The sequence below is a fragment of the Halomonas tibetensis genome (assembly GCF_042643535.1).
Taxonomy (GTDB): domain Bacteria; phylum Pseudomonadota; class Gammaproteobacteria; order Pseudomonadales; family Halomonadaceae; genus Halomonas; species Halomonas tibetensis.
The window spans coordinates 324,503-337,162 of sequence record NZ_JBHRSQ010000007.1 but is presented as its reverse complement, the minus strand read 5'-3'; the positions used below and the strand labels follow the sequence as shown (position 1 = coordinate 337,162).

At 62.6% G+C, this 12,660-nt stretch carries 12 protein-coding genes; 3 read left to right on the top strand and 9 right to left on the bottom strand.

All coding sequences use genetic code 11. From position 1 onward, the window contains the following. Positions 1 to 71 precede the first annotated feature (71 nt). Positions 72 to 1,340, bottom strand: coding sequence for a TRAP transporter large permease subunit (locus ACFODV_RS04440; RefSeq protein WP_379755226.1), 1,269 nt, complete (start codon positions 1,338 to 1,340; stop codon positions 72 to 74). A 436-nt stretch (positions 1,341 to 1,776) separates the two neighbouring features. Here ACFODV_RS04440 and ACFODV_RS04435 point away from each other — a divergent pair, with 436 nt between their 5' ends. Next, entirely contained in the window at positions 1,777 to 2,706 is a 930-nt protein-coding gene (locus ACFODV_RS04435) for a DMT family transporter (protein WP_379755223.1), read from the top strand. 65 nt (positions 2,707 to 2,771) lie between these two features. Here ACFODV_RS04435 and mtgA read toward each other — a convergent pair whose 3' ends face one another. The 3 genes from mtgA to ACFODV_RS04420 all read right to left on the bottom strand — a co-directional run bounded on the left by mtgA (position 2,772) and on the right by ACFODV_RS04420 (position 5,631). Continuing rightward, positions 2,772 to 3,476, bottom strand: a complete 705-nt coding sequence (gene mtgA, locus ACFODV_RS04430; RefSeq protein ID WP_379755220.1) for a monofunctional biosynthetic peptidoglycan transglycosylase — start codon at positions 3,474 to 3,476, stop codon at positions 2,772 to 2,774. A 151-nt stretch (positions 3,477 to 3,627) separates the two neighbouring features. After that, positions 3,628 to 4,485: an S-formylglutathione hydrolase gene (gene fghA, locus ACFODV_RS04425; protein ID WP_379755217.1), complete on the bottom strand. Its 858-nt coding sequence runs from the start codon at positions 4,483 to 4,485 to the stop codon at positions 3,628 to 3,630. 36 nt (positions 4,486 to 4,521) lie between these two features. After that, positions 4,522 to 5,631 (bottom strand): S-(hydroxymethyl)glutathione dehydrogenase/class III alcohol dehydrogenase, encoded by a 1,110-nt coding sequence (locus ACFODV_RS04420; RefSeq protein WP_379755214.1) that lies wholly within the window; start codon positions 5,629 to 5,631, stop codon positions 4,522 to 4,524. A gap of 122 nt (positions 5,632 to 5,753) precedes the next feature. Here ACFODV_RS04420 and ACFODV_RS04415 point away from each other — a divergent pair, with 122 nt between their 5' ends. Further along, positions 5,754 to 6,650, top strand: coding sequence for a LysR family transcriptional regulator (locus tag ACFODV_RS04415; protein WP_379755211.1), 897 nt, complete (start codon positions 5,754 to 5,756; stop codon positions 6,648 to 6,650). Between the two features lie 67 nt (positions 6,651 to 6,717). Here ACFODV_RS04415 and ACFODV_RS04410 read toward each other — a convergent pair whose 3' ends face one another. The 5 genes from ACFODV_RS04410 to ACFODV_RS04390 form a co-directional block, all read right to left on the bottom strand. Then, positions 6,718 to 7,707 (bottom strand): branched-chain amino acid ABC transporter permease, encoded by a 990-nt coding sequence (locus ACFODV_RS04410; protein ID WP_379755208.1) that lies wholly within the window; start codon positions 7,705 to 7,707, stop codon positions 6,718 to 6,720. A gap of 2 nt (positions 7,708 to 7,709) precedes the next feature. After that, a complete protein-coding gene (locus ACFODV_RS04405; RefSeq protein ID WP_379755205.1) occupies positions 7,710 to 8,597 on the bottom strand; it encodes a branched-chain amino acid ABC transporter permease in 888 nt (295 codons plus the stop codon). Between the two features lie 58 nt (positions 8,598 to 8,655). Next, complete coding sequence (locus ACFODV_RS04400) at positions 8,656 to 9,876, bottom strand: ABC transporter substrate-binding protein (protein ID WP_379755202.1); 1,221 nt, start codon at positions 9,874 to 9,876, stop codon at positions 8,656 to 8,658. A 94-nt stretch (positions 9,877 to 9,970) separates the two neighbouring features. Continuing rightward, positions 9,971 to 10,717: an ABC transporter ATP-binding protein gene (locus tag ACFODV_RS04395; protein WP_379755198.1), complete on the bottom strand. Its 747-nt coding sequence runs from the start codon at positions 10,715 to 10,717 to the stop codon at positions 9,971 to 9,973. Next, entirely contained in the window at positions 10,714 to 11,487 is a 774-nt protein-coding gene (locus ACFODV_RS04390; RefSeq protein ID WP_379755195.1) for an ABC transporter ATP-binding protein, read from the bottom strand. Before ACFODV_RS04390 ends, ACFODV_RS04395 begins: the two co-directional genes overlap by 4 nt. A 445-nt stretch (positions 11,488 to 11,932) precedes the next feature. Between ACFODV_RS04390 and ACFODV_RS04385 the strand changes: the two genes are divergently transcribed. Next, positions 11,933 to 12,589 carry a hypothetical protein gene (locus ACFODV_RS04385; protein ID WP_379755193.1) on the top strand — a complete coding sequence of 219 codons (657 nt, stop codon included), beginning with the start codon at positions 11,933 to 11,935 and terminating at the stop codon, positions 12,587 to 12,589. The last annotated feature ends 71 nt before the right edge of the window (positions 12,590 to 12,660 follow it).

The following is a 12,660-nucleotide window of genomic DNA, read 5'->3' as shown; positions in this document are numbered from 1 at the left end:
CGAGTTCACAGAGTGTTGTAACGGGCTGTAAGAAGGCGCCCCCTCAGGGAGCGCCTACCACATTTCATCGATTAACGGCGCATGGCGTCAACCGTACGCCAGGTTGGGCAGCCAGGTGACCAGCGCCGGCCCTTGATCAGCGGCACGAAGATCGGCACGGCCAGCAGCAGGATACCGACCCAGTCGAGGAACATGTTGCGCAGCAGTCGCAGCTTCTCTTTCATGTCGACCCGATCCTCGACCGGCATCGGCGGCGCCATCTTGATGTTCAAGGTGCCGCGCATCCAGCAGTAGAAACCGTACATGAAGGCCAGCAGCAGACCGGGGATCAGAGAACCGAGGTAGAGTTCACCCACCGACTGCTGGGCGATGACGCCATAGATAATAGCCAGGATCGATGGCGGGATCAGGATGCCCAGGGTGCCCCCGGCCATGATCGAGCCGATGGCGATCTCCGGGTCATAGTTGCGCTTGAGCATCGCCGGCAGGGCGATCAGGCCCATGGTCACCACCGCTGCACCGATCACGCCGACCATGGCGGCCAACAGCGTGGAGGCAATGATGGTGGCAATAGCCAAGCCTGCCTTGAGCCCCCCCATCCACTTGTAGACGACATCGAACAGCTCTTCGATGATCCCCGCCTTCTCCAGTACCGAGGCCATGAAGATGAACAGCGGAATGGCCGAGAGCTGGTAGTTGGTCATCATCGGGAAGATGCGCGAGGGCATCAGGTTGAGCATGTTCTGATCGCCGATCAGATAGAGGAAGGCCACCCCCAGACCGCCGGTAACGAAAGCCAGCGGTAGACCCGCCACCAGCACCACCATCAACGAACCGAACATGACCAGAGTCAATCCGCCGATGCCCACGCTGCTCAGGCTGTTCTCTAGGCTGCCAGCCAGGCTCTCGTATTCGGTGACGGCAATATTGACCATCTCGAAGACCACCCATGCCGCCAGCAAGGCAGCGACGATCAGCAGCACACGGGCGAAGGTCCGGCTCCCTTCATGCCAGCGCCAGAAGTAACGGTACGACTGGGCGTCACGAACCAGTTGCCCGAATCCCTGGAGCAGCAGTAACAATGCGCCGAAGAAGAACATGAACTTTACCGGGTAGAACTGGATGGCCCACTCGGTAAAGGAGGTCTCGTTGGAGTAGCTTGAGCCGAAGAAGAACGCATCACTCACTGACTGGGAAAAGAATTTCCAGCCGGTCACCAGCAGCGCGATGGTGAAGATGAAGAAGAACACTGATGTCACCAGGTCCAGGGCCGCCTTGTTAAGCGGTCTGGCGCGACTGTAGAGGATATCGACACGAACATCCCCCCTCGCGCAGGGCATAGGCCCCGGCCACCAGATACTGCATGCCGAACATCAGGGTCATCGACTCATGGACCCAGTTGGTCGGCGAGTTGAAGGCATAGCGGACGAGCACTTCGTAGGCGAAGGCGGAGGCCCTGAGGGCTCATACGCAACTGTCACCGACTTCCCTTCGGGGCCGAGCAAAAGACGACTCAATTTGGAAACGTCTTCCACTCCAGAAACTAGCGAAAAGACCGGCTATGGCCAATAGCGACTTTCAACGCAAACCACCGCAATAACTTGGGCTGATCTCGCGGCTTCAGGCGGCAACACCTTATACAATAAGGTAAAATTTTGGTCTGACCATTTTTCCGCCAAGATCGCACCTACGACCAAAGCACGAGCCAAGACATTGGCATCCCAAGCCCTCAGTCGCGATGATGCCCACACCCTCTGACCCTGGTAGCCACTCGACATGACATCGGAACGTCAACGCCAGGCCTGGCTCTTCGCCATGCCGCTTCTCTTTGTGGCCCTGTGGAGCACCGGCTTCATAGGCGCCAAGTTCGGCTTGCCCTACGCAGAGCCCTTCACGTTTCTGTTTATCCGCTTCGCCCTGACTCTGACGCTGCTTATTCCGCTGGCCCATTGGCTCTCGGGCGAGTGGCCTCAAGGCCCGCGACTGTGGGGGCATATCGCCGTCTCCGGCCTGCTGGTGCACGGCGGCTATCTGGGCGGCGTCTTCTACGGCATCTACCTGGGCATGCCGGCAGGGCTCGCTTCGCTTCTGGTGGGGCTGCAACCGCTGCTGACGGCCGGGCTCGCCGGACCGCTGCTGGGCGAGCGGCTGAGCCGACGCCAGTGGCTCGGGCTGTTGCTGGGTCTGGTCGGTGTGGCCCTGGTGCTCGGCGGAAAGCTGGATCCCGGCGGAGCGCTGTTCCAGGGCTTCGGCGCAGGTGCCCTGCTGGCCATCCTGGTGGCTCTGGTCGGCATCTCAGGTGGCACCCTCTACCAGAAGCGCTACTGCACCGGCATGCCGCTGCTATCGGGCACCGTGGTGCAGTACCTGTCGGCGGGTGCGCTGCTGGGGCTTGGTGCCCTACTCTTCGAGGAGCGCAGCGTCACCTGGACGCCCACCTTCGCCCTCACGCTGGGCTGGCTGGTGATGGTGCTCTCCATCGCCGCCATTCTGCTGCTGATGGCGCTGATCAAACGCGGAGAGGCCTCGCGGGTGGCGAGCCTCTTCTACCTCGTGCCGCCGGTCACCGCCCTGCAGGCCTGGTGGCTGTTCGACGAGGCCCTGCCGCCGGTGTCGCTTGCCGGCATGGCCCTTGCCATCGCCGGCGTGGCGCTGGTGGTCAGGGGCAAGCCAGCGCCAATCGGCAAGCAGCGGGATGGCGCCTAGGTCTCTTGCCGAAAGGAACAGCGCCGGGGCATGGCAGATGGCTCTCGGATGAATGAGTCAGGGTTTCAGAGCCTTTCAAGATAGGCTGCACCGCCCAGGTTGTTCACCTGCTGGCGGATCCAGGTGCTGCGTCGTTCCACGTGGGGGCCGGGGCGAGCCGCATCCCAGGCCCGCGGGTTCGGAAGGATGGCCGCCAGGCGACTGGCCTGAACGGCATTGAGCTGCCCTGCCGTGACGCCAAAGTAGTGCTGGGCCGCGGCCTCCAGGCCGAACACGCCGCTATCCCACTCGACGATGTTGAGATAGACCTCGAGAATACGCTGCTTGGGCCACAGGGCCTCGATCAGCAGCGTGAACCAGGTTTCTAACCCCTTGCGTGCCCAGCTACGCCCGGTCCACAAGAAGAGGTTCTTGGCCGTCTGCTGGGTCAGAGTGCTGGCCCCGCGCAGGCTGCCACCGGCGCGGTTCGACTCCCAGGCACGACGCATCTCCACCAGGTCGAAGCCGCGATGCTCGGGGAAGCGCTGGTCCTCGGCGGCGATCACCGCCAGCTTGGCGTGGTCGGAGAGCTCGCCCCAAGGGCGCCACCGGTGGCGAATATCAATGGGCTCTCGGGCGATCCACGACTGCACCTTGCGCTCGACCATCACCATGGAACCGAACACCGGCGCCTGACGGAACAACAGCACCAGCAGCACCGAAAGCAGCATGAAGCCCAGCAGCGTGCGCCACAGCCAACCCCATAGCCAGCGACCCCAGGCCCGGATCATGCTGCCTCTTGCCTCTCTCTTTTGCCCCACTGCCGCTCGCCCCCGCGTGCCGAATGCCAGGCCGTCAGTATACGGACTCGTCGTCCGAGCCGTGAGACAAGCGGCCGGCGTTGCCTCAACGCCCTAGCATCGACGCCCTAGCCTCAACGCCCTAGCGCTTCTTGTGCAGGCGTTCGGCGTGATAGCGCAGATGGTCCTCGATAAACGAAGCGATAAAGTAGTAGCTATGGTCATAGCCGGGCTGACGCCGCAGAGTCAGCGGGTGATCGTGCTCGGCGCACACCGCTTCCAGCCGCTCGGGCCTGAGCTGCTCCTCGAGGAAGTCATCGGCCTCGCCCTGGTCGATGAACAGCGACTGGCTGGAGGCGCCACGGGCCACCAGCTCACAGGCATCGTACTGAGTCCATTTGCCGCGATCCTCGCCCAGATACTCTGCGAAGGCCTTCTGGCCCCAGGGGGACTCCGAGGGGTTGACGACGGGGGAGAAGGCCGACACCGAGCGGTAGTGGCCGGGCCGACGCAGGGCCATGATCAGCGCGCCGTGGCCGCCCATGGAGTGGCCGCTGATCGACTCGCGGCCATTGACCGGGAAGTGCTGGCGCACCACCGAGGGCAGCTCCTCGGTGACATAGTCGTACATCCGGTAGTGCTTCTTCCACGGCTCCCGGGTGGCGTTGACGTAGAAGCCGGCGCCGGAGCCGAAATCGTAGCTGTCGTGCTCGCCGGGCAGGTCGGTACCTCGCGGGCTGGTATCCGGGCAAAGGATGGCAATGCCCAGCTCGGCGGCCAGACGGTGCGCACCGGCCTTCTGCATGAAGTTCTCGTCGGTGCAGGTCAGCCCGGAGAGCCACCAAAGCAGCGGCACCCGCTCGGTCTCGGCCTGGGGCGGCAGGTAGATGGCGAAGACCATCTCGCAGTCCAGCGCCCGGGAACGATGGCGGTAGCGCTTGTGCCAGCCGCCGAAGCTCTTGTTGGCCGATACCAGCTCGAGATTTTCCGTCATGGTCATAATAAAAGCCCTCAGTCGCACGGCAGCGAGTGCGTATTAGAAGTGAAGCACGGTGCGGATGCTCTTGCCGGCATGCAGCAGTTCGAAGGCTTCGTTGATCTGCGCGAACGGCATGTCATGGGTAATGAAGTCGTCGATATTGATCTCGCCCTTCATATACTGCTCGACATAGCCCGGCAGTTCCGTGCGCCCCTTGACCCCGCCGAAGGCGGAGCCCTTCCAGACCCGGCCGGTCACCAGTTGGAACGGGCGAGTGGAGATCTCCTCACCGGCTCCGGCCACGCCGATGATGATCGACTCGCCCCAGCCCTTGTGGCAGCACTCCAGTGCCGAGCGCATGACATTGACGTTGCCGATGCACTCGAAGGAATAGTCGACGCCGCCATCGGTCAGGTCGACAATCACCTCCTGGATCGGATCGCTGTACTCCTTGGGGTTGACGAACTCGGTGGCGCCGAACTGCTCGGCGAGCTTGAACTTTTCCGGATTCACATCGATGGCAATGATACGGCTAGCCTTTGCCATCTGCGCCCCCTGGATCACCGCCAGGCCGATGGCGCCCAGGCCGAAGACCGCCACGGTGGAGCCCGGCTCCACCTTGGCGGTGTTCATTACTGCACCGATGCCGGTGGTCACGCCGCAGCCAAGCAGGCAGATCTTGTCCAGTGGTGCCTGCTGGGAGACCACTGCCAGGGAGACCTCGGGCACCACGGTGAACTCGCTGAAGGTGGAAGTGCCCATATAGTGATGCAGCATCTTCCCATCCAGCGAAAAGCGGCTGGTGCCGTCGGGCATCAGGCCCTTGCCCTGAGTGGCGCGCACCGCGCCGCATAGGTTGGTCTTGCCAGAGAGGCAGAACTTGCACTTGCCGCACTCAGCGGTATAGAGAGGGATGACGTGGTCACCGGGGCGCACGCTGGTCACCCCCTCACCAACTTCCTGGACGATGCCGGCTCCTTCGTGGCCCAGCACGGCCGGGAAATTCCCCTCCGGGTCGGCACCGGAAAGTGTAAAGGCGTCGGTGTGGCAGACGCTGGTAGCGGCGATCTTGACCAGCACCTCACCAGCCTTGGGACCCTCTACGTCGATGTCGACCAATTCCAGCGGCTTGCCGGCTTCCAGCGCGATAGCGGCGCGTGACTTCATGATGAATCTCCTCACTTTATGGAAAATGTCTGACTGCAGTCTAATCAACACCGCCACCTAAGATAAACTGCACCAAACGCACAACATTATTGCCACACAGCAACAATAGGTCAGGAGACGCCATGCAGCGCTGGGATCGTATCGAAGCCTTCGTGGCAGTGGTGCGCCTGGGCACTTTTGCCGCTGCCGCCGGTGAGCTGTCGGTATCCCCCTCCCACGTCAGCCGACTGGTCAGCCAGTTGGAGACCCAGCTGGGCACCGCATTGCTCTACCGTACCACTCGCCAGATCCATCTCACCGACGAGGGTCGGCTTTACTACCATCAATGCCGCCAGCTATTCGACGGTTTCCGTGAGGCCGAAGCCGCCCTCAATGACCTCCAGGCGCGGCCCCGGGGCCTGCTCAGCCTGACCTCGGCCACCACCTTCGGAGAGCGTTTCATCGCGCCTCTGGTCAACGACTTCCTTCTCGAGCACCCGCGGCTCGAGGTGCGCATGCAGTTCACCAATCGCCAGGTGGACATCATCGATGAGGGCTTCGATATCGCCATCCGCATGGGCCGCCTGGAGGACTCCAGCCTGGTGGCAAGACGGCTCTGCGAGCGGCACGAATACGTGGTCGGGGCTCCCGCCTACTTCGCGCACATCTCCCAGCCCCACGCCTTGGCAGAGCTAGTCCATCACCGCTGTCTGGTGGGCAGCCGAGACCACTGGCGTTTCGCCGTGGAGGGCGTGCGCCGAGAGGTACGCGTGCGGGGTGCCTGGCAGGCCAACTCCGGGCCCGCCCTCCTGGACGCCTCGCTCAAGGGGCTGGGGCTGGCACAGCTTCCCGACTATTACGTAGAGGAACACCTCGCCAGCGGCGCGCTGATCTCGGTGCTGGATGCCTACCGCCATGCCGATACCGCAGTATGGGCGGTCTTCCCCCGCCACCGACAGCGCTCGCCAAAAGTTCATCGCTTCCTCGACCACCTGGTCGCCAACCTGTCGAACCGACTGCCCGGCCAGCACTCATCATGAAAAAGGCGCCCCGCAGGGCGCCCGAAGCATGAGGAGCTGTGTCAGCCTGACGCGGCTGACCGGTAGCTCACTTGAAGTTCTTGCGGTAGGACTTGAGGATCTCGCCAACGATGCCGCTACGGAAGCTCAGCACGCAGACCACGAATATCACCCCGAGAATCGGCCCCACCCAGTTACCCAGCGGTGACTGCGCCAGCAGATGCTGCAGGCTGACCACGATGCCGGCACCGACCATCGGGCCGAACAGCGTGCCTACCCCGCCCAGCAGGGTCATCAGAATTACCTCACCGGACATGTGCCAGTGGGCATCGGTCAGCGAGGCCAGCTGGAACACCACCGTCTTGGTGGAGCCGGCCAGGCCCGCCAGGCCCGCGGAGAGGATGAAGGCCACCCACTTGTAGGCATCGACGTTGTAGCCCAGCGACACCGCGCGCGGTTCATTTTCGCGGATCGCCTTGAGTACCTGCCCATAGGGCGAATGCACGGCCCGCTGGATGATCGCGAAACCGATCAGGAAGATGGCGAAAACGAAGTAATACATCGCCAGGTTGCTGCTCAGGCTGATGAAGCCGAACAGGTGACCACGTGGCACTCCGTGCAGGCCATCCTCACCGCCGGTGAAGGGCGACTGGACGTAGACGAAGAACACCAGCTGGGCCAGCGCCAGAGTCACCATGGCAAAGTAAATGCCTTGGCGACGGATCGACAGGGCACCGAATACCGCCCCCAGCGCCACCGCAACCAGAGTCCCGGCGATAATGCCCAGCTCCGGGGTCAGTCCCGGGTGGCTAGCCAGCAGGTAACCGGTGATATAGCCGCCGGTGGCCAGGAAAGCCGCATGCCCGAAGGAAAGCAGCCCCGCGTAGCCAAGCAGCAGGTTGAAGGAGCAGGCGAACAGCGCGAAACACAGCACCTTCATCAGGAACACCGGATAGGCCACGAAGGGCGCCACCAGACCGATGGCAATCAGCACCAGGTAAAGAGCGTTACGGCGCATATCGGCTCGGCGCTGACGCTTCATGGAGGGGGTCAGCGTCTGTGTCTGAGTCACGGACATGGTCATGCCTCCTTGCCGAACAGGCCGGCGGGTCGAATCAGCAGCACCAGGATCATCACCAGGAAGATCACGGTGTTGGCCGCCTCGGGGTAGTACACCTTGGTCAGGCCTTCGATCAGGCCCATGCCCAAGCCGGTAAGTACGGCGCCGAGAATCGAGCCCATGCCACCGATCACCACCACGGCGAAGACCACGATCAAGAGGCTGGAGCCCATGGTGGGCGACACCGGATAGAGCGGCGCGGCCAACACCCCGGCGAAGGCAGCCAGGGCCACGCCAAAGCCGTACGTGAGGGTAATCAACAGAGGCACATTGACCCCGAAGGCCTGCATCAGCCCCGGATTCTCGGTACCGGCGCGCAGATAGGCGCCGAGCCGGGTACGTTCGATCATGAACCAGGTGAACACGCACACAACGATGGCTGCCAGCAGCACGAAGGCGCGATACTTGGGCAGGAACATGAAGCCCAGCTGGAAACCGCCCTGCAGCAACTCGGGTGTCGGGTAGCGTGCCCCCGAGACGCCGAAAAAGTTGACCAGCGTACCCTCGAAGATCAGCGCCAGGCCAAAGGTCAGCAGCAGGCCGTAGAGATGGTCCAGGTGGGCGATGCGACGCAGCATCGTCCGCTCGAGCAGCATGCCGAACAGGCCGACAAAGAGCGGCGCCAGCAGCAGCGCCGCCCAGTAGTTAATGCCCAAATAGCGCATGCCCAGCAGGGTGGCGAAGGCCCCCAGCATGTACATGGCGCCGTGGGCGAAGTTGACGATCTTCAGCAGGCCGAAGATCACCGCCAGGCCCAGGCTGAGCAGGGCGTAGAAGGCGCCGTTGATCAGGCCCAGCAGCAGCTGGCCGAGGAATACCGCCGCCGGCACCCCGAATATCATCGTCATGTCAGGAATCTCCCGTCAGAGGGGGCGGCGGCTTGCGCCGCCGCCGGTCTTGCGCGCTTCAGTTCTGTACCAGCTCGCACTGGCTTTCGGAGAGCGGACGGAACGCTTCCTCGGCGGGGATGGTGGCGAGGATCTCGTAGAGGTCCCACTCGTGCTCACTGTCGGCAGGCGACTTAACCTGAGCCAGGAACATGTCGTGAACCATGCGTCCATCTTCGCGAACACGACCGTTGCGTGAGAAGAAATCGTTGATCGGCTTCTCGCCCATGGCCGCGCGCACCGCCTCAGGGTCATCGCTACCCAACTCGGCCACGGTCTCCAGATAATTCATCGTGCTGGAGTAGATGCCGGCTTGAACCATGGTCGGCATGCGGCCCATGCGCTCGTAGTAGCGCTCGGCCCACTCGCGGGACTCATCGTCCATGTTCCAATACCAGCCGGTGGTCAGCAGCAGACCCTGTGTGGTCGGCAGGCCCATGGCATAGACGTCGTTCAGGAACACCAGCAAGCCGGCGAGCTGCTGCCCTGCCTCGACCACACCAAATTGGCTGGCGGTGTTGATGGCATTGACGGTATCGGCGCCGGCATTGGCCAGGCCGATGATCTTGGCCCCGGAGCCCTGGGCCTGGAGGATGTAGGAGGAAAAGTCGTTGGTGGGGAACGGGTGGCGCACGCCACCGACGATTTCGCCGCCGCTCTCTTCCACTACCTTGCTCACGTCGCCCTCAAGCGCATGGCCGAAGGCGTAGTCGGCGGTCAGCATGAACCAGCTGTCGCCACCCTGATCGACGATCGCCTTAGCGGTACCGTTGGCCAGCGGGTAGGTGTCATACACCCAGTGGATGTGATTCGGGGTGCAGTGCTCGTTGGTGATGCTGGAGGCGGCAGAACCCGAGACAATACCCAGGCCATTGTTCTCCTCGATCACCCGCGTCGCGGCGATGGTCACGGAGGAGGCCACCATACCAGCCACCAGATCGACGTTGCGGGTATCAAACCATTCGCGCACGGTGTTGGCGCCCACGTCGGCGCTGTTGCGGTCGTCGGCGCTGAAAACTTCGATCGGGGTGCCGTTAACACTGCCGCCGAAGTCCTCAACGGCCATGTTGAGGGCTTCCAGACCACCGGGACCGGCCAGATCGCGGTAGGTGCCAGACATGTCGGCCAGGTAGCCGATGCGGATCTCGCCGTCGCTCATCTGGGCCTGGGCGGTGGTAGCCATGGCGGCGGTAGCAGCCAGAGCGACGGCGGTGGTGAGGCTCTTCTTGATGAAGGTCATGTGGCTCTCCTCTGCCCCGAAACGGGGCTTTGTTGTTGTTACGACGGGTGTTGCGTTTGTTGTTGCCACTGCGAAAAACAGCGGCGGCGCCGATTCACACGCCCAGCAGGGTGTGCAGATGCTCGCGCTTGCTCGGCAGCTCAGCCGCCGAGATCTCCTCGACAATCAGGCCGTGATCCATCACGAAGTGGCGGTCGGCCAGCGGTGCCGCAAAGCGGAAGTTCTGCTCAACCAACACGATGGTCATGCCGCGTTCCTTGAGTTTGACCAGCACACGGCCCAGCGCCTGGACGATAACCGGCGCCAGCCCCTCAGTGATCTCGTCGAGCAGCAGCAGCCGCGCCCCGGTGCGCAGGATGCGCGCCATGGCCAGCATCTGCTGTTCACCCCCGGAGAGCCGCGTGCCCGGGCTGCGTCGGCGCTCGTAGAGGTTGGGGAACATCTCGTATATCTCGTCGATCGACATGCCACCAGAGCGAACCGTAGGCGGCAGCAGCAGGTTCTCTTCGACGTCGAGGCTAGCGAAAATACCACGCTCCTCGGGGCAGTAGCCGATACCCAGCCGTGGTATGTGGTGAGGCCTCATGTTGAGGGTCTCGTTGCCGTTGATCATGATCGAGCCGGTACGCCGGCCGACCATGTTCATGATCGACTTGAGCGTGGTGCTACGACCGGCACCGTTACGCCCCAGCAGGGTGACCAACTCGCCGCGCTTCACGTCGAAATCGACGCCATGGAGGATATGGGACTCGCCATAAAACGCGTGCAGATCGCTGACCCGCAACATCTCGGCGGCATCGTGGTGCTGGTGGTCTGTCAGGCTCTCGGCTGGCTGGTTCATGCGCTGGCCTCCTCTTCCGCCGCTTCGCTGCCCATGTAAGCTTCCTTGACCAGCGGGTCCGCAGAGACCGTGGCGTAGTCGCCCTCGGCCAACACTGCGCCGCGGGCCAGCACGGTGATGCGATCGCACAGTCGGCTCACCACGCTGAGATTGTGCTCCACCATCAGCACGGTGCGCCCTTTGGCCACGCGGCGTATCAACTCGACGATGCGGTCAACGTCCTCGGCGCCCATGCCCTGGGTCGGCTCGTCGAGCAGCATCATCGTGGGATCCATGGCCAGGGTAGTGGCCACTTCCAGAGCGCGCTTGCGCCCGTAGGGCATCTCCACGGTGAGCACGTCGGCATACTCGCGCAGGCCTACCTCGTCGAGAAGCTCGATGGCACGATCATTGAGGTGGTCGAGGCTGCGTTCGGACTTCCAGAAGTGAAAGGAAGTGCCCATGGGCCGCTGCAGGGCCACGCGCACGTTTTCCATGGCCGTCATGTGGCCGAACACCGCGGAGATCTGGAAGGAACGTACGAGACCCAGGCGGGCGATCTCGTTAGCCTTCATGCCGGTGATCGCCTTGCCGCGATAGAGAATCTCGCCGCGAGTGGGTGGCAAGAATTTGGTGAGCAGGTTGAAGACGGTGGTCTTACCGGCCCCATTGGGGCCGATCAGGGCGTGGATATGGCCTTCCTGAACCTGCAGGTTGACATCGTCCACGGCGGTAAAGCCGCGGAATTCCTTGGTCAGCCCCCGAGTCTCCAGAATGAAGTCCTGAGTCATGTGACGTCCTCTCAGGATCGTGTAAACGATCCGCCGTTGGTGCTGTTGTTGTCGTTGTATGCCGTTGTCATTGTCGTTGTCATTGTTGTGGCCATCTCGGTATCGGACTGGTCGGGCACCTGTGCTGCGAGGCGCTCCGGCACTTTACGTTAACGTAAACTAGATGAGTCAGCGCGACTCGGCAATAGCCCGATGGGCATGACTCGACCAATGGCGTAGGGCCTGGCTTTTCAATAGCTTGCAAACAAACATTCCAGGTGCGTCACTCCCTTGATGCACAAGGCATTTCCCGAACAGCTCGGTTTCGCGTCGTATACGGCCCAGGTGACAGACGACACCCGTCGTCGATGACGACATTGCCGATCAGGCGATCATGGGCAGCCGGAAGCCAACCGATTAGAATCACAAGCACTACTGCACGCGATCCTAGGGAATCCCTCTTGTCATGACCCAGACTCCCCCCCCCGACCACCCCTGGCCGATCAACTTCACCGCGACTTGCCTCCGCGCCGCGCTCTATATCCTGTTTATCGCGGGTTTGGCTCAGGGCGCCTTTATCGAAGCGCAGCACTTCCCCGACGTGCGCTTCTCAGAGTACGGCTTCACCGAACTCGCCCAAACAGCCGTGCTGGCGCTTGCCTCGGTGCTACTTCTCTATACTCGCCAGGTTCTCAACGTACTGCCCACTGTCAGCCTGTTGATGTTCGGCTTCGTGTTCGCCTCACTGATCCGCGAGCAGGACTATTTTCTGGACACCTGGGTGGCTCGCCACACCTGGAAGGTGCTGGTAGCTCTGGTGATCGTGCCGGTGCTGTACTGGGTAATCCGAGAACGACAGCATTTTGCTGCGGAATTCGCGAACTACGCCAACAGCTTCTCCTTCGGCCTGTTCGCCGCCGGGGTGCTGACCACCTTCGTCTTCTCGCGCCTCTATGGCCGCAGCGACTTTTGGGAGGCCGTGCTTCAAGAGCACTACGTGCGCACCTTCAAGGACGCCGCCGAGGAAGTGGTGGAACTGCTTGGCTACGCGCTGATCCTGATCGCGGTGATCGAGCTGACGCTACTGGCTCGGCGCTGGGCGATGGCACGCCGCGCAAGCTGACATCAGCATGCAGGCCTTCCTGGGGCGTCCTGCGCACCAGCAAAAAGCCCCTGCAGGCAATGCCTGCAGGG

Excerpts from the sequence above, each read along its gene's own strand:
- ACFODV_RS04440 (WP_379755226.1), bottom strand. The coding sequence starts at position 1,340 with ATGCCCTGCGCGAGGGGGGATGTTCGTGTCGATATCCTCTACAGTCGC.
- ACFODV_RS04435 (WP_379755223.1), top strand. The coding sequence starts at position 1,777 with ATGACATCGGAACGTCAACGCCAGGCCTGGCTCTTCGCCATGCCGCTT.
- mtgA (WP_379755220.1), bottom strand. The coding sequence starts at position 3,476 with ATGATCCGGGCCTGGGGTCGCTGGCTATGGGGTTGGCTGTGGCGCACG.
- fghA (WP_379755217.1), bottom strand. The coding sequence starts at position 4,485 with ATGACCATGACGGAAAATCTCGAGCTGGTATCGGCCAACAAGAGCTTC.
- ACFODV_RS04420 (WP_379755214.1), bottom strand. The coding sequence starts at position 5,631 with ATGAAGTCACGCGCCGCTATCGCGCTGGAAGCCGGCAAGCCGCTGGAA.
- ACFODV_RS04415 (WP_379755211.1), top strand. The coding sequence starts at position 5,754 with ATGCAGCGCTGGGATCGTATCGAAGCCTTCGTGGCAGTGGTGCGCCTG.
- ACFODV_RS04410 (WP_379755208.1), bottom strand. The coding sequence starts at position 7,707 with ATGTCCGTGACTCAGACACAGACGCTGACCCCCTCCATGAAGCGTCAG.
- ACFODV_RS04405 (WP_379755205.1), bottom strand. The coding sequence starts at position 8,597 with ATGACGATGATATTCGGGGTGCCGGCGGCGGTATTCCTCGGCCAGCTG.
- ACFODV_RS04400 (WP_379755202.1), bottom strand. The coding sequence starts at position 9,876 with ATGACCTTCATCAAGAAGAGCCTCACCACCGCCGTCGCTCTGGCTGCT.
- ACFODV_RS04395 (WP_379755198.1), bottom strand. The coding sequence starts at position 10,717 with ATGAACCAGCCAGCCGAGAGCCTGACAGACCACCAGCACCACGATGCC.
- ACFODV_RS04390 (WP_379755195.1), bottom strand. The coding sequence starts at position 11,487 with ATGACTCAGGACTTCATTCTGGAGACTCGGGGGCTGACCAAGGAATTC.
- ACFODV_RS04385 (WP_379755193.1), top strand. The coding sequence starts at position 11,933 with ATGACCCAGACTCCCCCCCCCGACCACCCCTGGCCGATCAACTTCACC.